Origin of the sequence: Bacillus sp. FSL R12-0074 (assembly GCF_038005725.1) — a bacterium.
GTDB lineage: Bacteria > Bacillota > Bacilli > Bacillales > Bacillaceae_G > Bacillus_A > Bacillus_A mycoides.
Genome location: NZ_JBBOTR010000001.1, coordinates 163,486 through 186,305, shown reverse-complemented (window position 1 = coordinate 186,305; position 22,820 = coordinate 163,486). Strand labels below are relative to the sequence as shown.

20 protein-coding genes, 1 pseudogene and 2 riboswitches are annotated in these 22,820 nt (G+C 36.3%); of the genes and pseudogenes, 6 read left to right on the top strand and 15 right to left on the bottom strand.

Annotation, left to right across the window (positions count from 1 at the left end; genetic code table 11):
• Positions 1-8 precede the first annotated feature (8 nt).
• Genes NSS97_RS01065 through NSS97_RS01045 form a run of 5 tightly spaced genes read right to left on the bottom strand, consistent with a single transcriptional unit; the run spans position 9 to position 5,308 of the window.
• Positions 9-1,619, bottom strand: a complete 1,611-nt coding sequence (locus tag NSS97_RS01065; protein ID WP_002140135.1) for a peptide ABC transporter substrate-binding protein — start codon at positions 1,617-1,619, stop codon at positions 9-11.
• A 13-nt stretch (positions 1,620-1,632) separates the two neighbouring features.
• Positions 1,633-2,406, bottom strand: coding sequence for an ABC transporter ATP-binding protein (locus NSS97_RS01060; RefSeq protein WP_002091442.1), 774 nt, complete (start codon positions 2,404-2,406; stop codon positions 1,633-1,635).
• Positions 2,403-3,413, bottom strand: coding sequence for an ABC transporter ATP-binding protein (locus NSS97_RS01055; protein ID WP_044440648.1), 1,011 nt, complete (start codon positions 3,411-3,413; stop codon positions 2,403-2,405). Before NSS97_RS01055 ends, NSS97_RS01060 begins: the two co-directional genes overlap by 4 nt.
• Entirely contained in the window at positions 3,370-4,374 is a 1,005-nt protein-coding gene (locus NSS97_RS01050) for an ABC transporter permease (RefSeq protein ID WP_044440646.1), read from the bottom strand. The genes NSS97_RS01055 and NSS97_RS01050 overlap by 44 nt, the downstream gene beginning before the upstream one ends.
• Before the next feature lie 16 nt (positions 4,375-4,390).
• Positions 4,391-5,308, bottom strand: coding sequence for an ABC transporter permease (locus NSS97_RS01045; protein ID WP_002140132.1), 918 nt, complete (start codon positions 5,306-5,308; stop codon positions 4,391-4,393).
• Between the two features lie 137 nt (positions 5,309-5,445).
• Positions 5,446-5,551: riboswitch (SAM riboswitch) on the bottom strand.
• 395 nt (positions 5,552-5,946) lie between these two features.
• Here NSS97_RS01045 and NSS97_RS01040 point away from each other — a divergent pair.
• Complete coding sequence (locus NSS97_RS01040) at positions 5,947-6,099, top strand: DUF3951 domain-containing protein (RefSeq protein ID WP_002009827.1); 153 nt, start codon at positions 5,947-5,949, stop codon at positions 6,097-6,099.
• Positions 6,100-6,117: 18 nt separating this feature from the next.
• On the opposite strand, the gene NSS97_RS01035 is transcribed toward NSS97_RS01040, so the two are convergent.
• The 6 genes from NSS97_RS01035 to NSS97_RS01010 form a co-directional block, all read right to left on the bottom strand.
• On the bottom strand, positions 6,118-6,621 hold the full coding sequence (locus NSS97_RS01035) for a hypothetical protein (protein WP_341111235.1): 504 nt from the start codon (positions 6,619-6,621) through the stop codon (positions 6,118-6,120).
• Between the two features lie 250 nt (positions 6,622-6,871).
• The gene (locus NSS97_RS01030) at positions 6,872-8,122 is read right to left on the bottom strand and encodes a multidrug effflux MFS transporter (protein WP_341111232.1); all 1,251 of its coding nucleotides are present in this window, start codon (positions 8,120-8,122) and stop codon (positions 6,872-6,874) included.
• A gap of 126 nt (positions 8,123-8,248) precedes the next feature.
• Entirely contained in the window at positions 8,249-9,967 is a 1,719-nt protein-coding gene (locus NSS97_RS01025) for a DUF3981 domain-containing protein (protein ID WP_044440640.1), read from the bottom strand.
• 90 nt (positions 9,968-10,057) lie between these two features.
• A complete protein-coding gene (locus tag NSS97_RS01020) occupies positions 10,058-10,591 on the bottom strand; it encodes an MFS transporter (protein WP_002091456.1) in 534 nt (177 codons plus the stop codon).
• Positions 10,588-12,024 carry an FAD-binding oxidoreductase gene (locus NSS97_RS01015; RefSeq protein ID WP_044440637.1) on the bottom strand — a complete coding sequence of 479 codons (1,437 nt, stop codon included), beginning with the start codon at positions 12,022-12,024 and terminating at the stop codon, positions 10,588-10,590. The genes NSS97_RS01020 and NSS97_RS01015 overlap by 4 nt, the downstream gene beginning before the upstream one ends.
• A 112-nt stretch (positions 12,025-12,136) precedes the next feature.
• Entirely contained in the window at positions 12,137-12,901 is a 765-nt protein-coding gene (locus NSS97_RS01010; protein WP_044440635.1) for a DUF6612 family protein, read from the bottom strand.
• A gap of 145 nt (positions 12,902-13,046) precedes the next feature.
• On the opposite strand from NSS97_RS01010, the gene NSS97_RS01005 reads away from it, so the two are divergent.
• The 4 genes from NSS97_RS01005 to NSS97_RS00990 all read left to right on the top strand — a co-directional run bounded on the left by NSS97_RS01005 (position 13,047) and on the right by NSS97_RS00990 (position 16,743).
• Complete coding sequence (locus tag NSS97_RS01005) at positions 13,047-13,955, top strand: NAD(P)-dependent alcohol dehydrogenase (RefSeq protein ID WP_044440633.1); 909 nt, start codon at positions 13,047-13,049, stop codon at positions 13,953-13,955.
• Between the two features lie 80 nt (positions 13,956-14,035).
• Positions 14,036-14,149: riboswitch (SAM riboswitch) on the top strand.
• A gap of 85 nt (positions 14,150-14,234) precedes the next feature.
• Positions 14,235-15,047, top strand: a complete 813-nt coding sequence (locus NSS97_RS01000) for a MetQ/NlpA family ABC transporter substrate-binding protein (RefSeq protein ID WP_000756967.1) — start codon at positions 14,235-14,237, stop codon at positions 15,045-15,047.
• A 12-nt stretch (positions 15,048-15,059) separates the two neighbouring features.
• Positions 15,060-16,100 (top strand): methionine ABC transporter ATP-binding protein, encoded by a 1,041-nt coding sequence (locus tag NSS97_RS00995; RefSeq protein WP_044440632.1) that lies wholly within the window; start codon positions 15,060-15,062, stop codon positions 16,098-16,100.
• Positions 16,075-16,743, top strand: a complete 669-nt coding sequence (locus NSS97_RS00990) for a methionine ABC transporter permease (protein ID WP_002140120.1) — start codon at positions 16,075-16,077, stop codon at positions 16,741-16,743. Before NSS97_RS00995 ends, NSS97_RS00990 begins: the two co-directional genes overlap by 26 nt.
• A gap of 48 nt (positions 16,744-16,791) precedes the next feature.
• Here the strand turns inward: NSS97_RS00990 and NSS97_RS00985 are convergent, their stop codons facing one another.
• Positions 16,792-17,568: an SDR family oxidoreductase gene (locus NSS97_RS00985; RefSeq protein ID WP_341111220.1), complete on the bottom strand. Its 777-nt coding sequence runs from the start codon at positions 17,566-17,568 to the stop codon at positions 16,792-16,794.
• A gap of 374 nt (positions 17,569-17,942) precedes the next feature.
• Here NSS97_RS00985 and NSS97_RS00980 point away from each other — a divergent pair, with 374 nt between their 5' ends.
• Positions 17,943-18,449, top strand: coding sequence for a DoxX family membrane protein (locus NSS97_RS00980; protein ID WP_002029373.1), 507 nt, complete (start codon positions 17,943-17,945; stop codon positions 18,447-18,449).
• 181 nt (positions 18,450-18,630) lie between these two features.
• On the opposite strand, the gene NSS97_RS00975 is transcribed toward NSS97_RS00980, so the two are convergent.
• From NSS97_RS00975 to glmS, 3 genes and pseudogenes are all read right to left on the bottom strand, one after another.
• On the bottom strand, positions 18,631-20,589 hold the full coding sequence (locus tag NSS97_RS00975; RefSeq protein WP_044440626.1) for a S9 family peptidase: 1,959 nt from the start codon (positions 20,587-20,589) through the stop codon (positions 18,631-18,633).
• A gap of 77 nt (positions 20,590-20,666) precedes the next feature.
• Positions 20,667-20,895, bottom strand: a pseudogene (locus NSS97_RS00970) (TnsA endonuclease N-terminal domain-containing protein); the annotation flags it as partial.
• A gap of 111 nt (positions 20,896-21,006) precedes the next feature.
• Positions 21,007-22,809 carry a glutamine--fructose-6-phosphate transaminase (isomerizing) gene (gene glmS / locus NSS97_RS00965; RefSeq protein ID WP_002091471.1) on the bottom strand — a complete coding sequence of 601 codons (1,803 nt, stop codon included), beginning with the start codon at positions 22,807-22,809 and terminating at the stop codon, positions 21,007-21,009.
• Positions 22,810-22,820 lie beyond the last annotated feature (11 nt).

Genomic DNA, 22,820 nt, shown 5'->3' with positions numbered 1-22,820 from the left:
CTACTTCTTTATTTTTTAATTTTTACGTATCTTAGTTCTGGACTAGAACCGATAATGAATTGGACGCCAGATACTGATGATTTTTGTAAATATGAAGAGCTTGGGAAAATAATTGGGATTAATGGTGTATCATCAAACATAATATCTTCTGCTTTATGCAATAAGTCAAAACGCTTATCTTCGTTTTGTTCAACTTTTGCCTCTTTTACTAAAGCATCAAATTCTTTATTATGCCATTTTGCATAGTTGTTTGGACCATCACCTGCATATAAATCTAGTTTAGTAATCGGATCCAATAGAGAGCCGCCCCATCCCATATAAGCTAATTGGAAATCACTTTGCTTATATGTGTCGATGTAACTCTTCCACTCTTTATTTTCTAATTTAATATCTACACCAAGATTTTTCTTAAACATTTCTTGCATTGCTTCTGCTACTTTTTTATGTTGTGTATCTGTAGTGAATTTTAATGTTACTTCAGGTAATGTAGACCAACCTTGCTCTTTCATGCCCTCTTCTAATAATTTTTTCGCTTCTGCTGAATCGAATTTTACGTAATCGCCTTTTTCTTTACGGAAATCACGACCACCTTGTGTTTTTGCCCCTTCTGGAACAAAAGCATATGCTTCTTGTGCATTATTTTTATACAGTTTTTCAACGATAAACTTACGATCAACCGCTAATGAAAATGCTTTACGTACTTTTGCATTTGTAAACGGCTCTTTTTCTACGTTAAACGAATAAATATAAGATGAGAATCCTGCAACACGCTTATATTCTTTGTTTCCTTTTTCTTTTTCAATCATCTCTTGTGGTAAGCTACTTAGCAAATCTAATTCTTTTGACTTGTACAATTGGTACGCTGTTTTAGAATCTGGAATAATACGAAACTCAATTTCTTTTAATGTTACCTTTTTATCATAGTATTCTTTATTTTTTTGTACTGTAATAGCTTGGTTATGCTTCCATTCTTTTAACGTGAATGGTCCGTTCGTAATTAACTCTTTTGGATCTGTTTTTAATTTATTATTATCATCAATTGATTTTTTAGATAATGGAATAAATAATGAACTTGCTAATTTTTGTTTAATAGAAGCAACTGGGTGCTCAAGTGTTACCTTTAATGTTTGAGGATCAACGACTTGAATACCAACTTGTCCTTCTTCACCTTTTCCAGTATTATATGCCTCTGCTCCTTTAATAAAATACATTTCTGTCGCATTCATAGAACCTGTTTTCGGGTTTAATAATCGCTTCCATGCGAACTCAAAATCATTTGCTGTAATAGAAGAGCCATCTGACCATTTAATATCTTTCTTTAAATGAATTGTATATTCAGTTCCATCCGCATTTACTTCTTCTTTCTCTGCCAATTCATTTTGATATTTCCCATCACTATCTTGCGTATATAAACTTGAAAACAACTGTCCAATTATGTAACCTGACGTGCTATCTGTCGCAATGGCAGAATCAAGCGTATACGGATCACTGCTAATATTCGTTACTAATCGATCCCCGTCTCCCTTACCAGCACTCGCCTTTTGCGTCTCTTTCTTACCGCAAGCAACAGAAGTAATTGCTAAAACAGTCATAATGACAAATAATAAAAACTTCTTCATCCTACATTCTCCTTTAACCTGAAATTTTTGGTGTTGATGCTAATAATGTTTTTGTATAAGAATGTTGTGGATTACGGAATACTTCGTCCGTATATCCAAATTCAACAAGTTCTCCTTTGTATAAGACAGCCACTTTTTCACATAAATAGTGAACCATCGGTAAATCATGTGCGATAAATAAATATGTATAGCCTTGTTCCTTTTGAATCTTTTGCAGTAAATGTACAATTTGGATTTGCAGTGAAACATCTAATGCTGAAATTGGTTCATCAAGGATTAATACTTCTGGCTCACATAATAGCGCTCTTGCAATGGCAATACGTTGACGTTGTCCTCCGCTAAATTCGTGTGGATAGCGATCAATATATCGTCTATCTAATCCAACACGCTCTAGTGCATCACCTGCGACTTTATCTTTCAATCCTTTATCGCCTAAACCGAATGAAATATAGCCTTCTGTTACAATATCGCGTACTTTCCAGCGCGGATTTAATGCAGCTGTGGAATCTTGAAAAATGAACTGTACTTTCTGCAAGAAATCCCGCTTATGAGCTGACTTCAGCTTGTGAACAACTTGACCGTTATAATCAATTTCACCAGACGTTGGACGCTCGATCCCAGCTATGAGCTTACCAAGTGTTGTCTTTCCAGAACCACTTTCTCCAATAATGCCAAGCGTTGTTCCTTTTGGGATAGAAAGTGATATACCTTTTAACGCTGCGATTTCTTTATTTTTACTTCCATACGTTTTCGTTACTTGCTTTACAGTAATTAAATCTGTCGTCATGAGGCATTCACCCTCTCTTTTGATTTCGCTTTATTATGCTCCAGAATATGCTGCCAGCAATGTGAACTATGCTCCTCAGAATATGTTGTTCTCTCTGGGAAGCGATGAATACATTCTTTTATCGCTACAGGACAACGATTCACAAACGGGCATCCAAAACTATTTAACGTTTCAATTGAAGGTGTTGTTCCCTCAATTGCTCTAAGTACCTTTTCTGAATCATCCATATTCGGAATTGCTTGCAATAAACTTTTTGTGTAAGGGTGCTTAGGTGAGCCAATTACTTCTTGAATCGTTCCTTTTTCAACAACACGTCCCCCGTACATAACTACTACTCGGTCAGCTACTTCACGTACAAGTGCCAAATCATGTGTAATTAATAAAATACTCGTATTTTGTTTTTCTTTTCTCTCTTTTAATAACCCCATAATTTGCTTTTGAATCGTTACATCTAATGCCGTTGTAGGTTCATCTGCAATAACGAGCTTCGGGTGACATGCAAACGCAATAGCCAAACAAATACGTTGCCTCATACCACCGCTTAACTGATACGGGTATTGTTCAAAGCGTTTCTCTGCTTCATGTATGCCTAAATCATTTAGTAAGTTAATCGCAATTTCTTTTGCCTCTTTTTTCGATTTCTTTTCATGCTGCACAATTACTTCTGTAATTTGTCTTCCAACCTTCATCGTCGGATTTAAAGATGAAAGCGGGTCTTGAAAGATAAAGGAAATATCTTTCCCGCGAATTTGATTCCATTCTGATTCTTGTAAATCCGTTAATTCCTTTGATTGGAAAGATATATTTCCATCATCAATATGAATCGATTCTTGATTTAAGCCGATAATTGATTGTGCTGTAACACTTTTCCCTGAACCACTTTCTCCGACAAGTGCAACTATTTCACCTTCGTTAATAGAAAAGGAAACATGCTTCACAATTGCTTGCTTACTATTCTCTTTTTCAACGGCCAACGTTACGTTTTCTAAAGATAAGATTTGTGCCATGTTTTTTCTCCTTTCGATTACGTTTTACGATTTTCGGATCAATCGCATCTTGCAAACCATCACCAATCGCATTAAATGCGAACATGATGAATGCAATCATGATTGCCGGGAAGAAAAGTTGCCACCACTCTCCGCTTAGTAATGTCCCGAGTGCATCGTTTGTCATCGTGCCCCAGCTCGCTGCTGGTGATTGTACTCCAAGTCCGATAAAACTTAAAAATGATTCTGAGAAAATAGCTGCTGGAATTGTAAATGATAAATTTACGATAATAATCCCTGTTAAGTTTGGAATTAAATGTCCGTATATAATTTTCATATGAGGTGTACCTAATCGCTCTGCTGCAATAACAAATTCTCTTTGTTTCAATGAAAGTACTTGCGCCCGAATGAGACGTGCCATGCCAATCCATCCCGTTAACGCAAGAGCTATAATAATTGTAAAAAGTCCTGGTTTCATAATGATTAATAGTAAAATAACAATCAGTAAATATGGGATACCGTATAACACTTCAATCCCTCTTATAATCCACTCATCAATTAACGTTCCAAGACGATTACGTCCTCTCACATATCCACTAAAGCCACCGATAAGTACACCAAGCCCTATATCAAGAGCTGCTGCTACTAATCCAACTGTTAATGAAATTTTCCCACCAGCCCAAGTACGTGCCCAAATATCTCTCCCTAAATCGTCTGTTCCGAACCAATGCTCACTACTAGGCGGTAAATTAGTTGCTTCTTTTACTTGTTCACTCGCAGTAAATGGCGTTAAACTTTCGCCAATAAGCGAGAAAACAATAATTAGTAATAACGTCACTGCCCCTAAAACTGCTATAGGGTTTGATATAAACTTGCGAAACACTTCCTTTTTCCGGCCAATCGTTTGCTGATCTTTATTTATCGTTAATTCTTTTTTCTCTTCATTCGTTAATAACTGGTCATTAATTTCATAAGCCCCCATTTAAACATCACCCTCCTTACGTAATAGAACGAATGCGCGGATCAACAATACGATGAATGATATCTGTAATAAAAATACATACAATTAATAGCGCACTATAGAAAATGGTTGTTCCCATAATCACCGGATAATCTCGGTTGAAAATACTGTCTACAAAATATTTTCCTAAACCAGGAATTGAAAAGATTTTTTCAATAACGAAAGTCCCTGTTAAAAGTCCAGCCATTAATGGGCCAACAAATGTAAGTACCGGAACAATCGCATTTCGAAGAGCATGTCTTATAATGATTTTCTTAATTGGTATACCTTTCGCTCTCGCTAGCTTAATATAATCACTCTGCAACACTTCAATCATATTAGAGCGAACAAATCTTGTAATAACTGCGATTGGTCCTAACGCTAATGCGAAGGAGGGTAATACAGTATGCTCAAATGTTCCCCAAGACGCCACTGGTAGTAATTCAAATTGTATGGCGAATACTTGTATAAATAGTGGTGCTAAAATAAAACTAGGAATAGAAATACCGAGAATCGCAAGCAAGCTCACACTATAATCAATCACTTTCCCATGATATAGCGCGGCAAATGTACCTGCGGCAATTCCGACTAACAATGAAATAACAAGTGCTTGTAAACCAATAATTGCCGATGGTCCAAAACCAGTTGTTATAATTTCCGATACACCTTGACCTGTCGATTGAACAGATTCGCCAAAATCAAAATGAACTACCCCATCCAAATAAGCAACATACTGATTCCATAACGGTTCATCAAGGTGATACTTCGCTCTCATGTTTTGTATTACTTCTTCAGGAAAGATTTTCGCATCTGATGAAAACGGATCACCTGGAATAATATGCATAATTAAAAATGTTACTGTCGTAATGACCCATAGCGTGAATACCATAACCGATAGTTTTTTAATAACATACACTTCAATAACCCCCTAAACAAATGAATTTACTTTGTTTTATTGACATATTTGTTCCCATTACTCCTTCTCCACTTCTTAAAACACAAAAAGCCTTGATCTTAAAAAATAAGATCAAGGCTTAATAAAACTATGCCCATCACTTATCTTTCAAGACTTGCTTGCTGGAATTAGCACGGTGTTCCTGTTACAGAACCCGCTGCTGAGGTGTCATAGGGCCAGTCCCTCTACCTCTCTGGATAAGTAAATTGCTATATTATTATTTGGTTCAAATTGTATATTTTGAATTATAATTCTGAAAAATTAAAAAGTCAATCTAATTGGATATATTTAGAAAAATCAGTTTTCTGTTATATTAGTTATTGAAATTACAATCTTTCGCTTATAATAAAAAGAAATTGTATTAAAGGCGTTATAAGATGGATCCCTTACTTCTTGCTACTATAGGATTACCATTAACAATCGTAATACTTGTACTTGTCATCATCGGCTTCTATAAAGTGAAACTTTAATCAGTGGGGGTTTTGTTCATCCCCCACTGATTATCAGCCCTCACCAATCGGGCTTTTACGGGCAGTTGATCCCCTACCTAACTTCTTTGCTTTCACTGAACTTTGAGGTGGGGGTCTTACTGCCCGTTAATGCGGGATAAACTCTTCATTAAAAAGAAAAGCATCACTTCTTTTTACACTCCATTCGATAATATTACTGGACAAACAATTTCAGAATTTCACGAAGAACAGAAGATATTAGTATCCGAGGATGAAGACGGAGATGGTAAAAAGAAAAAATAACCTTGCGCATGCGCAAGGTTATTTTTTCGCCTCTGTTTGAAAACGTTTATAGTATGTCGATGCTGTTGAAAAATGAATTTCTATATCACGAATCAACGATGAGTCTTCTTCTTTAGCTAACTTCTGTAATTTTTTCATCGCTTGTTCCGATTCATCCAAGAAACCAACATATACCTCATGTTCTTTCTCTTTCGACTTTGGTACACGAATTTCTTTACGTATATGATCAATATCCTCTAACATGCTCGTTGTTACCTTTTGCACATCTTCTTTATATGTAGCATTCGTTATTTCCTTACCGCCCTTTTCTTTTGCCACTTCAAATAACTGCAGTGCTTTATTAATTTCTTTATTCATTTTTATATCATATTTTTCATGTACTGCAAGGTATTCTTTCATCTCCTCTGTTTGTTCAGTAGATTGCTCTACCTTTTCTTTCGGTTCTTTCGTATCTTTATTTCCATTACACCCTGCTAGAAGGAGCATACTTCCCATTACAGCAATACCCAAAACCTTCTTCATCTCTTCTTCTCCTTTTATCTACAGCTATTACTCATTATAGTTTCTTTTATCTCCACTTGTTATTATACCGAGAACACCCTACTTTTTACACTTAAGACGAGATCTTAATATACACACCAACATTTTTGTCACAGTATCGTCACTTTATGCAAATAACTTTTGCATCACCTTACAACACTGTATAAGTTATTTCAAAGAAATGAAAAAAGAGCTGATTCAACACATGTTTGAATCAGCTCTTTTTTATAAATTAAGCCTCTAAATTTTGTCTTTGTTGCAGTTCAAACTGCTTCTCACTTCTTCTGGCCATAAATAGATAACATAACACAGCACCAATTTCACAAAGCGCTATCACAACCCCCATCGGTAATGCGGTATTGCTTCCGCCAATACCTACTAATGGTGCAACAAGTGCTCCTGAAATGAACTGTAATAAACCTAATAAAGCCGATGCCGTTCCTGCAGCCTTTTTCTGATTTCTCATCGCTAACGAGAACCCAGTTGTTGATACAACCCCGACACTTGATACAACAAGGAATAACGAGCATAAAACACCAATTAAACCTATTCCTAGTAAGATTGTCAGTAATAAAGATAGACCACCAATAGCTGCAATAATAATACCGGAAACAAATAACGTTTTCTCATTCACTTTCTCTGCTAAACGGCCCGTAACCTGACTAGCAATAATAATACCGATACCGTTAATCGCAAAGAATAAGCTAAATTGCTGTGGTGATGCTCCGTATATGTTCTGCAACACAAATGGTGAGCCCGAAATGTAAGCAAACATTGCCGCCGTTACTAGCCCTTGTGACAATGCATATCCCATAAACAAACGATCCTTTAACAGTTTTCCATATGTCGCCAATGTCCCTGACAAACCACCTGTTTCTCTTTCTTCAGGAGGTAATGTTTCACGTAATACGAAAGTAGCTGATATTAACATGAATACACTAATTGCTCCAAGAACGATGAAGACACCGCGCCATGTTGTGAACTGTAGTAATTGTCCCCCAATAATCGGTGCCAAAATAGGCGCTGCTCCGTTTACTAACATGAGCAGTGAGAAAAACTTCGTCATTTCAGAACCTGAATACATGTCACGTACCATTGCACGTGATATAACAATCCCGGCCGATCCTGAAGCCCCTTGTAAGAAGCGCAATAACACTAAACTCCAAATAGATGGTGCAATAGCACAAAGTAAAGAAGAAGCAACATAAATAATAAGAGCGATAATAAGAGGTTTGCGCCTTCCGTAAATGTCACTAATTGAACCAACAAATAATTGTCCTACTGAAAGCCCAAGCAAACAAGCTGTCAATGTAAGCTGTGCAAGAGATGCGCCTGTTTGTAAATCATCCGTTAATTTTGGTAAAGAAGGCAAATACATATCAATAGATAATGGCCCAATCGCCGTAAGTGTCCCTAATACAAGAATCATCCATAACCTATTTGTCTTTACAGGTTTATATATTTCGTGATTAACTCCATTCACTTTTTCCGTTCACCCTTTCCGATAAATACTAAATCGTAACAATTATAGTTACAACATAAACATACGTCAAGTATAGTGCATTTTCCTGTTTCATACCGTAAAAAAAGCGATAGAATTTCTATCGCTTTACTTTTTCAAATTGCTATTTGTAAATTTAGATACGGAAGACATCGCCTCTCCTGTATCTAAATATGTGATTTGAATTGGATCTCCCACTTCTGTAAACATAGCATATGGGAATTTCTTCACAGGTATCATAAATACTTTTTGTTCATTCTCTATCAGTACGTACACAATTGTATTTTCACCTGATTTTTCTTTATATACACGTTGTACAACGCCTTCTTTTTGTGCTTCTTTACCATTTGAAGTCGGTCTAAATGAATCTCCACTTCCGCTTAGCGCATTTTTATAATTCTCAAGTGCTTCTTTTTGCGTCGAACCTGTTGCAAATATTTTCGCATTAGAAGCATAGATAACCGTGTGAGCACGTACTAATCCTCCGTCATCAATAACAGGTACAATCCAAGAAGGTTTACCGTACACGTTATAAATAACCGGCATCGTTCCGTGCCATTTCTCTCTCTTAAAGGAATTATCCACTACTTCTGTAGCAGCCGAACCATCCATAATTCCCTTTACTTCTTTTCCGTTATAGTAATACAACTTACCTGTACGCGCATCAATAAGCGAATAGCCTAGTGCAGAATCTACTCCTTCTTTCGGAGAGGTGAAATCAGTAAAATAATATAACGTTCCATCCTTACCGAAGATTGGTGTAACTCCTTCTTTCGTTCCCCACTCAGTCGGAATCTTCATATCCGTTTGTGAGAATTTTGTATTCCAAAATCCGTGAATATATTTACCGAAATACGTATTTAATGTAGATGCAGTCTCGTGATTTAATACGCCATCAACGAATTTAGGTGCCTTTCCTTTGTCGTATCTTTTCACTTCACCTGTTTGTGCGTCTACTACTACAACACCTTCTACTTCAAATCCAGATCTTCCTGAAATAAATTCACCATACGTCATTGTATAATACGGTTTCCCTTTATCATCCACTTCAAATTTAGGTTTCCCTTTAAAAATTAAATCCGGTTCTGCTTTTCGAACGACACGTTCTAATTTATTACCAAAAAACATGCTTGGCACATATTTCATTTTATAACCAAGGTGCAGTTTCGCTTCCGCATCAGGATTCGTACCTGACATCGTTACGTACCCTGGAATTGTCTCAGCTTTACGTGCTTTAAAAAATCCTGAAACTTCTATCGGTGCTACATACAAGGCTTCACCATTTACCATTTGTGGCGTTAATTCCCCTAGCTCAAAATAAGCTACTTTCGGAATATCACCAAATACCTTTTTCATTTTATTTTCCGCTGTTTTAGGCGGCACTGTAAACGGCTGATCATTTTCAGTAAATGGCTCTGAAATATCTTTCTCTACCTTCACGACCGAATCATATTTCTTTTGCGAGATTACTATATCGTGCAAATAACCAAAATAGCCGTAACTTGCGAGTAAAACAAACATTAGAAGTCCTTTTAACGTACCTTCTAATTTCCCTACCTGCTCTTGTGAGAATAAAACAAGCCCAATTAAAATCGCTACTGCAACAGAATAATGAGTAAGAATAGAATCTGCTCGATCATCAATTAGCCAGAAATATTCATAGATTGCAATACCTATCCAAAATAAAACAGGAATAACTAAAATAGATGATTTCTTACCCTTTACAACTTTCTCATTTCCTCCTTTATCCACCGCGCGAATTTTATTACCGCTTCTAGTCCATGGAATCAAAAACAAAGTGAGAATAGCTAAAACTATAAATTTCATCAAAGGCAATGTCCCCTTTTCTTTTGTCTTCTCTATAAGTATAACAAATAAAGGGTAATCAGGTAAAAATGGGAATGGAAATACTTTTAATTACTTATCACCGCGGCTTAATACAAATCCACTAACTACATATAACACTGAAGCAATGTAAAAAATAGTCCCTATCGTAAAGAAATCCACTAGGTAACCAGTTGCAATTATAGCTACTCCGCCCCCAATTGATGTCCATACATGGTATTTTCCAATTTCGTAACCAGCTTCCTTATGCGCTACCTTTCGTGCTAACGATGTCTTCTCTGTATTACGCTGCACAGCACCTAAAATACCCATTAAAATTTGGAGAATGTATACATGCCAAACTTCTGTTGCAATAGGAAAAAAAAGCATTAATATAGCCATGGACCATGCGTATATAATTAATAACTTTCTATCACCTACCCTATCAGAGATTCTTCCAACTAACGGATATACTAGAGCTGAAGTTAAGGCAAATAAGCCGTACGCCCAGCCAAATTGCGAGAAACTATTTCCTACATTTCGAAGCAATAGTATATAAAAAGGAAATACCATACTACCCGCCATCATAATAATGCTTTGTGAGGCTACAAATCTTCTATATGTCATTTGCTATACTCCTTATAAAATAAATTCACAAACCTTTCCTCTGGGTCTACTTCCTTCTTCTTCTGAAGGAATTCTTCTATGCGAGGATACGCTTTCTTTAGTTGCTCCTTTTCCGGATAAGAATAATACGGTAAATAATAACTTCCATTATGCTTTAACGTAACATCAATCATCTTTTGAATGACCACTTTTGTTTTCTTTATTTCATCTTCAGAACGCCCTTGATTAATTAGAAGCACAAGCGCAAACATATCATCTTTCGCATAAGATAGCACCGCATTCTCATTCTTTTCTACATAGCGGATTGTAATGTTAAGAAGGTTTAATTCCTCTTCATTTAAAACACTTCGCAAATCATCTATATACGCTGCAAAACCATCTATCGGTACAAAGTACTCTTGTAAAACTTCGGTCAAGTTTGGATTATCGTATTCCATAAAAGCACTATCAGATCTCATTACGTTATTTCGAGTTTCGTACTTACCATCTGTACGTTCAAAATAACTTCTTTGTATATCCCAAAATGCGCCCTTTCCCCAGTCACTATAACGTGATAACCCAAGTAAGAATTTCGGCGCAGCTATAATATTTTCTTCTTTTAATTTGCTGTATTCTCCCAGCTTCTGTTGATCTTCTGCCAGTACATAATCTGTTACATACATTTCTTTTAAAAATGAATTTGGGGCAACAGAAATACGTGCTAAATGCATACGTATATTCTCATCCCTTCGCACTTTATTCTTAAAGTATGAAGAGTATTCTTTATAATCTAGTACTTTCGTATGCGTTTCATACAATTCATCGTTTGTTAACTGTAGCGTCACATCTAAAATCACACCAAATAATCCATATCCCCCAATTACATATGGAAACAAGTCAGCATTTTCTTCTCTATTTACATTACGCACCGTACCATCTGCCATTAACAATCTGAACGACTCTACTGTATCAATCAATGCTTCATGACGAATATCACGCCCATGTACATTTACACTTAATGAACCACCAACAGTAAAAATGTTTTGAGATTGCATTACTTGAACCGCAAGACCATATGGATTGATTTTCTTTTGAATGTCATTCCATGTGACACCGCTTTGCACCCTAATCCTCTTCTTCTCCGGATCGAATTCTAATATTTCATTATATCCTTTCATATCAAGCATCGTACCGTTCGGATAATACGTCTGTCCGCCTTGGCTATGTTGCATACCTGCAATAGAAATCTTCTCTCCAGAAACATTTGCATCTTGCACTAACTGTTTTAATGAACGTTCATCCTCAGCATTTTCAACACGTTTAATTTTCGTTGGAAGCAACTTTCCTACATCGCTCATAATAGGATGTTCTAGTTGCTCTTTATATGTATTTATAGATGTCGCAAGCAACACTGTATAAGCTACAATGACCACCGCTATCTTTCTTTTTTTCAAATGACACTCTCCTCTTCCACAGTTTTCCCTCTTCATATTGTACCTATTTTCCTAAGAAGAAAGTATAAAAAAGAGAGGGCACCTTATTTTAGGTCCCCCCTGATCAAAACTGTTACTTTGCTGCCGGCAATTGTATTGGATCGAACTTTTCGTACGACGTATATTTTGCATTCGTAATAATGTGTGCCTTATCCTTACCATTACTACTCATAATCATATCTATCTTCGCTGATTCATATTTAAAATCTTTTGTAATGATATATTCTGCATCCACTTCTTCTATCTTCGCATTTTGTGCTTGTAACATTTTCTTCTGCGTTTCATCCATGCTAGTTAACATACTTTCTGTTTCTTGCCCTTTTAATGTAAATTTCAGTTTATATTTATCTCCGCTTTTCTCCATCTTCATTTTATCTAAAACTACTGCTGGTACTTCTAAATTATCTATAATATCTTGAGTCGCTTTCATTCCACCAGCGTTTAATTGCTCCTCTGGTACGGTTATAACTTCTCCTGTATTAGGGTTTTTCACCTCACCAGCAACTTTACCATCCACAGTATACACTACAACATCTGTACCAGAAATATTCATTTCAGAACGAGAATTCTTTGTCTTTGGCTCTAATTGCATCTTAGCCTTTAATATATCCATCTCTGTTCCCTCAGCTTTTAACCCTACATCATATGTCATCGTTACATTTTCTTCATTTTTAAAAGCTTCGTTCGTTTTCTTGAAAACATCCTTCGCTTCTAATTCCTTTTCTTTTTGCATGGCTTCTTTTTTCGGTTCATCAGTCTTTGTTGTTTTCTCATTGCTACACCCTACCCCTAGACTGATTGCAAGCACTAAACTTGAAATAAAAATATTTTTTTTCATAACGTCGCCCCCTTTCCCAAAATAATATCACCTCTTTCCCTATGAAATCTATACAATTTTCAATCTATATTCGCTATATAGCGACATGTTTAATGAAGATTTTAAATATGATGTAAATAACAACAACTCATTTCAGGAGGTCATTATGAAGGCGATCATTTGCACACAGTATGGACCACCTAACGTTCTTCAGCTTCAAAATATAGAGAAACCTACACCTAAAAAGAACGAAGTATTAATTAAAATTCACGCAACAAGTGTAACGACTGGAGATTGTAGAATACGCGGCTTTAATAGCCCCCTCTTATTTTGGATTCCTATGCGGATCATATTAGGTTTCAGAAAACCGAGAAAACCTGTACTCGGCGTAGAGTTATCCGGTGAAATCGAAGAAGTAGGAACAGATGTAACTCAATTTAAAAAAGGTGATCCAATTTTTGCATTAACAGAACTAAACCTCGGTAGTTATGCCGAGTACACATGCGTACATGAAAGTGGATTAATAACATTAAAACCTACCAATGTGACGTATGAAGAAGCGGCAGTTATTCCTTTTGGTGGAACTTCAGCATTACATTTCCTGAGAAAGGGCCGTATAAAAAAAGGGCAACAAGTGCTCATATATGGTGCCTCCGGATCAGTAGGAACAGCTGCTGTACAACTTGCTAAATATTTCGGCGCGACCGTTACGGCTGTTTGTAGTAATTCAAATTTTGAACTCGTGCAATCTTTAGGAGCTGATAAAGTAATTGATTATACGAAAGAAGATTTTACTAAGCAAGGCAAATGCTACGATATTATATTTGATGCAGTTGGGAAGTATAAAAAATCCCTTTGTACAAATACATTAACACCCAATGGAAAATATGTATCTGTTAATGGAATGATGGCCAAGGTAAGTAAAGAGGATATGATTCTATTAAAAAAACTAGTCGAAACGGAAAAACTAAAGCCCGTTATTGATAGAACTTACCGATTAGAAGAAATTGCTGAAGCTCATATGTATGTGGAAAAGGGACATAAAAAAGGGAACGTTTCGATTACCTTAAAATAAAATATATTCAGAAAATAATATTGACAATTCTTTTTGTAAGATTTACTATTAGTACCATATTAAAAAACTACATACACATACTCTTATCAAGAGTGGCGGAGGGACTGGCCCGATGATGCCCGGCAACCGAGCTTATAACGTATAAGCTAAGGTGCTAATTCCTGCAGAACGATTTTCGTTTTGGAAGATAAGAGAGGAACCTATTTCGTCTATTCGGCACCTCTCTTATTTTTGAGAGGTGCTTTTTATTTTGGAACGTATATTAAGGGGGAATTATAGATGAAAAAGGTGTTATTAAGTATTGTAAGTGGAGCGGTATTATTGTTAGGTGCATGTGGTGCTAATTCTGATAAAGAGGTAAAAGCATTAGATGAGAAAAAGATTACTGTCGGCGTAACGGGTGGACCGCATGAACAAATTTTTGAAAAGGTAAAAGAAGTGGCAGCAAAAGATGGTCTCGAAATTGATGTAAAGGTATTTAATGATTATGTAGCACCAAACGTATCTTTAGATGAAAAAAGCCTCGATGTAAATAGCTATCAAACTAAATCTTATTTAGACGTATTTAAAGCTGAACGCAACATGAAATTAACCGAAGTATTTTCCACAGTAACATTCCCTATGGGTGTATATTCTAAAAGCTTAAAAGATGTAAAAGAATTAAAAGAGGGCGATGCAATCGCTGTCCCAAATGATCCAACAAATGAGCTTCGTGCTTTAAAGCTATTTGAAAAAGCAGGTGTTTTAAAGGTTGATCCAAAAGCTACAGAAAAAGCGACTGCAAAAGATGTAATTGAAAACCCGAAAAATTTAAAGATTGTTGAATTAGAGGCATCTCAATTACCAACACAGCTAAGTGAAGTAAAGGCAGCTGCAATTAATACAAACTTTGCATTAGGTGCAAAATTAAGCCCAGCGAAAGATTCTATTTTCCGCGAAGGAAAAGATTCACCATATGTAAATTGGGTCGTTGTTCGTACTGAAAATAAAGATGATGCTGTTGTTAATAAATTAAAGAAAGCTTATCAATCTAAAGAAGTAAAAGATTTCATTGAGAAAAAATTCGATGGTTCTGTTTTACCGTCTTGGTAGGAGCTGACTATAATGATTGAATTAAAAAACGTCTCCAAAGTATTTACAACAAAAAAAGGGAATGTTGAGGCTCTTAAATCAACTTCCCTTAAAGTAAAAAAGGGCGAAGTATTTGGAATCATCGGATATAGTGGCGCTGGTAAAAGTACATTAATCCGTTGTGTAAATTTATTAGAAAAACCAACGACAGGAGATATCATTGTAAATGAACAAGAGTTAACAACCTTATCGACAAAAGAACTCGCAAAGGCGAGAAAAAAGATCGGCATGATTTTTCAAGGATTCAATTTACTTAAAACCGTTACCGTTTATGAAAATATCGCACTACCCTTACGTCTATCTGGTCTTCCCAAAAATGAAATTGAAAAAAGGGTAGAAAAGTATTTACGCATTGTTGATCTCTTTAATAAAAAAGATGCCTATCCAAGTGAATTATCTGGTGGTCAAAAACAACGTGTAGCGATCGCTCGCGCACTATCTCATGAGCCTGAAGTTTTATTAAGTGATGAAGCAACGAGCGCATTAGATCCGGAAACGACCGATTCTATTCTTGATTTATTATTAAAGATCAACGAAGACATCGGAATTACGATTTTGCTAATTACACACGAAATGAATGTCATCCAGCGTATTTGTGACCACGTTGCTGTAATGGAACATGGGGCTGTAGTCGAAAGTGGAACCGTAAAAGATATTTTCACAAACCCACAACATGTAACAACGAAGAAATTTGTAAATAGCGCGTTTGCAGCTAAAATTCCAGAAGATGTACAGAAAGAACTACAAAGCACCGGGGAAATCGTAACACTTTCATTTATAGGAACCGCTTCAGGAGAACCAGCGTTAGCTATCGCTACAAAACGTTTCCACGTATATCCGAATATTTTATCAGGCAATATTACGCAGTTAAAACATGAGGCATATGGAAAACTGATCGTTCATATGCAAGGTGAAAAAAGTGAAGTACACCGTGCCTTATCATTTTTACAAGAACAAGGGATCATCGTAGAAGGAGGTAGAACAGATTATGGGAAACAAGTCCTTTTTGGATGAGTGGGGTAACGTAATATGGGAAGCAACAATTCAAACATTTCAAATGACATCTATTTCACTACTTATCTCTATTCTTATTGCATTACCACTCGGTGTCACACTTGTTTTAACGAGACCTGGTGGACAGCGAGAAAATAAAATTATCTATCCTATTCTTAATACAGTTATTAATATCATTCGTTCTCTTCCGTTTATCATTCTATTATTCTTCATTTTACCTTTTACAAAGTTTCTAATGGGAACGTCCATTGGCGTGCAAGGTGTTATCGTACCACTTGTTGTCTTCACAGCCCCTTACATTGCCCGTTTAATGGAAACTGCTTTATTAGAAGTGGATCGCGGTGTCATTGAAGCATATCAAGCAATGGGAGTCTCTACTTTAAAAATCATTTGGCACGTTATGGTTAAAGAAGCTCGCCCGTCTCTCGTACTTGGATTAACAATCGCAACGATCGGCTTAATCGGTGCAACAGCAATGGCTGGACTTGTAGGTGCTGGCGGCCTTGGTGATTTAGCATATCGATTCGGACATTTACGCTACGAACCTGAAGTAATGTATGCAACAGTCTTTATTTTGATTATCCTCGTTCAAGGATTACAGTCATTAGGGAATGGTATAGCACGAAGATTGAAGAAAGATTAAAAAGAAGGTATCTCATTGAAATGAGATACCTTCTTTTTAATTATAAAATTATCTCTTAAATCCACCTTCTGAATGAATAACTTGCCCTGTAATCCATTCGGCTTCTTCGCTCACTAAAAACTTAATAAGTCTTGCTGCATCCTTTGGCTCACCAATTCTGCCGAAAGGAAACATCGGTCTTAATCCTTGCTTTATCTCCTCAGTCATCCATCCTGTACTAGTTGGACCTGGATTAATTGCATTCACTGTTATCCCTAAATGGGCCACTTCCGCTGACAACGTACTAGTAAGAGCGTCAATTGCTCCCCTCGTTGTTGCATACGCTAATTCTCCTGCCATAGGTCCTTTAAATTGTCCCGACGTCATATTCACAATTCTACCACCAGATTTCTTATCAAAACCTTGGGCAAATTGACTACTTAACAATGTAGTCGCACGAACATTTACCATGTAGTGCTTATCTAGTTCTTCAGCAGTCAAATTAGAGAAATCATTATTTGTAGAATATGCTGCATTATTAATTAATATATGAGGGTACCCTAATTGTTCAGTAACTTTATTTATAAGCTGATTTGATGCATCATTCTGAGTTAGATCTAACTCCATGCTCGATACTTTGACACCGTTTTGTATCAACTTTTCTTTTAATTGTATTTGTTCATTTTTATCAACGCCCCAAGGCATCTCTTTATCGTATTCTGTCCAATACGTAAAAAATATATCGTATCCAGCCTCTGCTAACTCCGTGCAAATAGCTGCTCCTATACCGTCTAGACGACTAACGCCTGTAACAACAGCTACTTTATTTTTCAATTGATTCATCATATACTCCTCCAAGTTTAAAGGACGCATATTTTATATAAGAGATATAAATTTCCCCACATAGGCATCTACCCTTACAAAGGGGATGTACAAGCTAAATATGCAGTCCTTGAATGATTTACAGATAGGTAAATAAACCCTCACTTACGAGAGAAAAATTCATCTATCTAATTTCTAATCATTACAAGTTCATCCACATATCTACTCTTTGCCTCCTTTTGATATATCTCCATTATTAGTCTACCAAAATAGATGAAATGTTACAAAAAATAAAACAATTACTCCTAACCTATCTTTGTTCACATTTCCTCCATTGTGAATTTATTCACAATGGATATATAATAAACATGTAAATACAATACATTGGAGGGATTTCAATGGTTATCAATTTTTTAAGAACTGATAAACGCGCTACTTTCATATTATTATTTTTACGACTTTACATAGGATATGCATGGCTCGCTGCTGGAATAGGAAAAGTTTTTGGACAGTCTTTTGATGCAAGTGGTTTTCTAAAAGGAGCTATCGCTCAAGCATCAGGTGACCACCCTGCAGTACAAGGTTGGTGGGCAGATTTTCTTCAACATTTTGTTCTTCCAAACGCAGACCTATTTAGCTTTTTAGTTCAATGGGGAGAAATTTTAGTAGGGCTAGGTTTGATTTTAGGTGGATTAACAAAAACAGCTGCATTTTTCGGCATCATAATGAACCTTTCATTTTTATTAAGCGGAACTGTTAGTGTAAACCCAAACCTGCTTATTTTAACTATGTTCATTTTAGTTGCAGGACATAATGCTGGACGTATTGGATTAGATGGTTATGTTTTCCCAAAACTTTTCAAAAAAAATAACCGTGAAGCATATAAATTAAGTAAAACTGCATAAGAATAGTTCATCTTTTAAATATAAATAAGGAAAGAGCCTACATTCAGGCTCTTTTCTCATTTACACCAAAATATTTCACAGTTTGCCTTATCCGAAATGTTAAACTCAATCATATATAACCGGATAAATGTGTACGACTTTATTTCAAGCACCTAAAAAGCTTAAAGACTAAAACAAGCCATTATAAAACCCTAAAACCTTTCATACTTTCTCCAAGAATATAGTGTGAAAACCACATCAAATTCTGCTTCATAATGGCCACATTAATTCCTGGCTGATCAGAACTATATGCCATTCCTTTAAAAATAATTAATTCTGTATCAACTTCCATATCCCTTAACCCTTGATATAGCTCATATGCATTGGAAGTTGGAATCCTTGCATCCTTTTCGCCATGTTGGATTAAGGTAGGCGTACAGGCTGATTTAATATACGTCATTGGTGATGTTTTCGTATATATCTCTGGATCATTCCATGGAGTATTTCCTAAATGCATTCTAATAAAGTAAGGTATATCTGTATTCACATAATGGGTACTCCAGTTAGTAATTCCACCTCCAACTGAAATAGCTTTAAATCTATTACTAAATGTAGAACAGAAAGCTGATATATATCCCCCGTTGCTCCATCCCATAACCCCTACTCTATCTTTATCTGCAATCCCTTGCTCAACTAGTTTATCCACTCCAGATATAACATCATCGTAGTCAGCAATTCCCTGTTTTCTATAGTTGGCTTTTAAGAACTCATTACCATAGCCAGAACTTCCTCTATAGTTTGGCTCTAAAACTATAAAGCCTTTTTCGATAAACTGCTCAATCGGATATTTCTCATTAAAACAGTCTGAGAATATCGGAAAAGATGCCCAAGCCGGACCACCATGGATTACTACTAATAAGGGATATTTTTTGTTGGCATCAAAATCTACTGGGGTTGATAAAACACCCTTTATTTCAAAACCATCACTACTTTGCCATGAGATTATTTCCCTGTTACTTTTCAGCTTCCCTTTAAAAAAGCTATTTTCATCCGTTATTTTTTTATCGTCTAAATAGATTTCAAAGGTTTCATTTGTTATAGCCTTACTATGGGATATATGATGTCCATCCCTTGTTATAGAAGCATCCATTATAAAGCCATCTACTTTGTCACTTAACATTTCCACAGTGCCATCTTCACATAGCAACCCAATGAGATAATTAGTTTTATCCTGCCATCTAATTAAAATCCCCTTATCTGTCCACTGTAATGGCATAACCGTACTATCAAAGTTTGTTAGAGGCTGAATTACCTCTCCAGTATTCATATCATATATCTCTAATGCACTTTCTTGTATATGGTTTCTATAGTACTCCTTCTCCCTTATGCTTGCTGAGTAACATATTTTGCTGCCCTCAGGAGAAAAGCAAACGCTCCCGCCCAACAACTTATCTACATTCATCTTTTGTAGTTCCTCAGCTTCAACATCTAATATGTATAGATCACCATTCATATGATCGTTTAGGCTTGGTGTAGCCATAAATACAACCTTTGTCCCATCATTTGAAATATCAAAGTTATGTATATAAAAATCCTTACCATCCGTTAGTTGATAAACACCGCTAATCTCACGTTCCTCTTTATCATTTTGTATCCCTTTTTCTATTTTAATGTAATATAAACAATTATTCCGATGTTCCTTACCTGCATGTTGGAAGTCCCCATATAGCTCTTTACGTTTCTTTATTTCCTCACATTCTTTTGACTGTGCAACATAATAAAAACCTTTACCAGTAGGCTCCCATTTGAATGTACTGACCCCTTCTTTCTCATCAGTAATTTGTAACTCACTATAACCATCTAGTGACTTAACAAAGATTTGATTTTTCCCATTACCGACAGGGCTAAGGTATGCAATATCCCTAGAATTTGGAGACCATAACGAGCATGTACTATCTATATCCCCATTTGTTAATGGGTAACTCTGCCCCTTATCTTTTTCATATACCCATACATGATTCCTATATGTATTGTCTTTCCAGTTAGTCGTCTTCTTAACAAATGCTACGCCTTTGCCGTCATCACTTATATTTGCACCTGATAAGGTTGGTAATGAAATAATCTCTTCTATACTTAAATATGTTTTTTCTTTCACCTTCATTAATAAACCCCCTTGTAATGTCTAGTAATCTAATTTGTTCAATAAAGTGAAACTTTAATCAGTGTTTTTTTCCATCAACGAATATCCGGAATAACAACAGAAAATTCAGTTAAATAAAAGTAGTTCCGTCCCAAATCCGATAAAACCTCATGCTGTCTGCCGGTTTTTATACTTTTTAAATCCCACTGACCGATCTAATGAGGGATCATCTTGAATTTCAAGACAAGGCTGATAATCTCTCCCACTGCCAGTTCCTTGCCCCTCTTTAATCCACTTATCGATTTTAGATGTTCTTTTTTTCGACACAAAAATGCCCCTTTAGATAATCATATCCAAAGGGGCAAAGCTTCACAACTTTTTTATAAACGTCGTGACTTTATTTTAAATTTACAATAATCTAGTTACTCTACCAATCTCCTACTCAACAGTAACAGACTTAGCTAAGTTACGTGGCTTATCAACGTCACATTCGCGGTGAAGCGCTGCGTAGTATGAGATAAGTTGGAATGGAATAACTGCTACTAACGGTGCTAGTGCTTCGTGTACAGCTGGTAATACGAAGCTGTCACCTTCCATTTCTAAGCCTTTCATTGAGATGATACATGGGTTAGCTCCGCGTGCTACTACTTCTTTCACGTTACCACGAATTCCAAGGTTTACGTGCTCTTGTGTAGCAAGTGCGATAACTGGTGTACCGTTTTCGATTAAGGCAATTGTACCGTGTTTTAATTCTCCTCCAGCAAATCCTTCTGCTTGGATGTAAGAGATTTCTTTTAGTTTTAACGCACCTTCTAAACCTACGAAGAAGTCTACGCTACGTCCGATGAAGAAGCAGTTACGCGTTGTTGCTAAAAATTGTTTTGCTAATGCGTCCATCTCTTCTTTTTGATCACAAAGTACTACCATTGCATTTGCTACAAGTCCTAATTCATGTGTTAAATCGAAATCAAGAACCTCACCTTTTGCTTTTGCAATGTCAGCCGCTAAGATTGAAAGTACTGCAAGCTGTGCTGTGTATGCTTTCGTCGATGCAACTGCGATTTCTGGTCCTGCATATAAAGGAAGTGTATAATCAGCTTCACGAGAAAGCGTAGAACCAGGTACGTTTGTAATTGTTAATGCTTTATGACCCATTTCATTTGTTTGCACAAGTACTGCACGGCTATCAGCTGTTTCACCACTTTGTGAAATGTAAATGAAGAATGGTCTTTCTGTTAATAATGGCATGTTGTAAGAGAATTCACTTGCTACATGTACTTCAACTGGTACTTTCGCAAATTTCTCAATGAATTGCTTTCCAACAAGACCTGCATGATAACTTGTTCCACATGCAATGATGTAAATGCGATCGCTATCTAAAATTGCGTTACGGATATCTTGATCTAATTCAATTTCGCCATTTTCATCTTGGTACTTTTGAATAATATTACGGATTACAAGTGGTTGCTCGTCGATTTCTTTTAGCATGAAATGAGGATACGTTCCTTTTTCAATATCACTTGCGTCTAATTCCGCTGTAAACGGTGCACGTTCAATCGTTTCACCTTGTAAGTTTTTAATTGTAATGCTTTCTTTTGTTACGATTACCATTTCTTTATCCATTAACTCGATAAATTGATCTGTAACTTGTAACATCGCCATAGCGTCGCTTGCAATAACATTAAAGTTATCACCAGCACCTACTAATAGCGGGCTTTTGTTTTTAGCAACATAAATCATGTTTGGATTTTCAGCATCAAGTAGTCCGATTGCGTAAGAACCATGTAAAAGAGATAACGTTTGACGGAACGCGTCTTCTACACTTAGTCCTGTACTTACTTGTTGTTCCATAAGTTGCACGATAATTTCTGTATCTGTTTCACTTACGAACGTTACATCTTGTAAATATTCCTTTTTCACTAACTCATAGTTTTCAATTACACCGTTATGAACTAGTGTAAAGCGTTTTGATGTACTTTGATGCGGATGCGCGTTTAGTTTGCTTGGAACACCGTGTGTAGCCCAGCGTGTGTGACCGATTCCCACGCTTGCTGCTACGTTTTCTTCTACGACTTCGCGAAGTTTTGCAATACGGCCTTTTTCTTTGTATACAACAACACCGTTCTCTGCTTGTACTGCAATACCTGCTGAATCATATCCGCGATATTCTAGCTTTTCTAAACCTTTTAATAAAATTTCCTTTGCATCTTGCTCTCCAATAAATCCTACGATTCCACACATGTTTAGTCGCC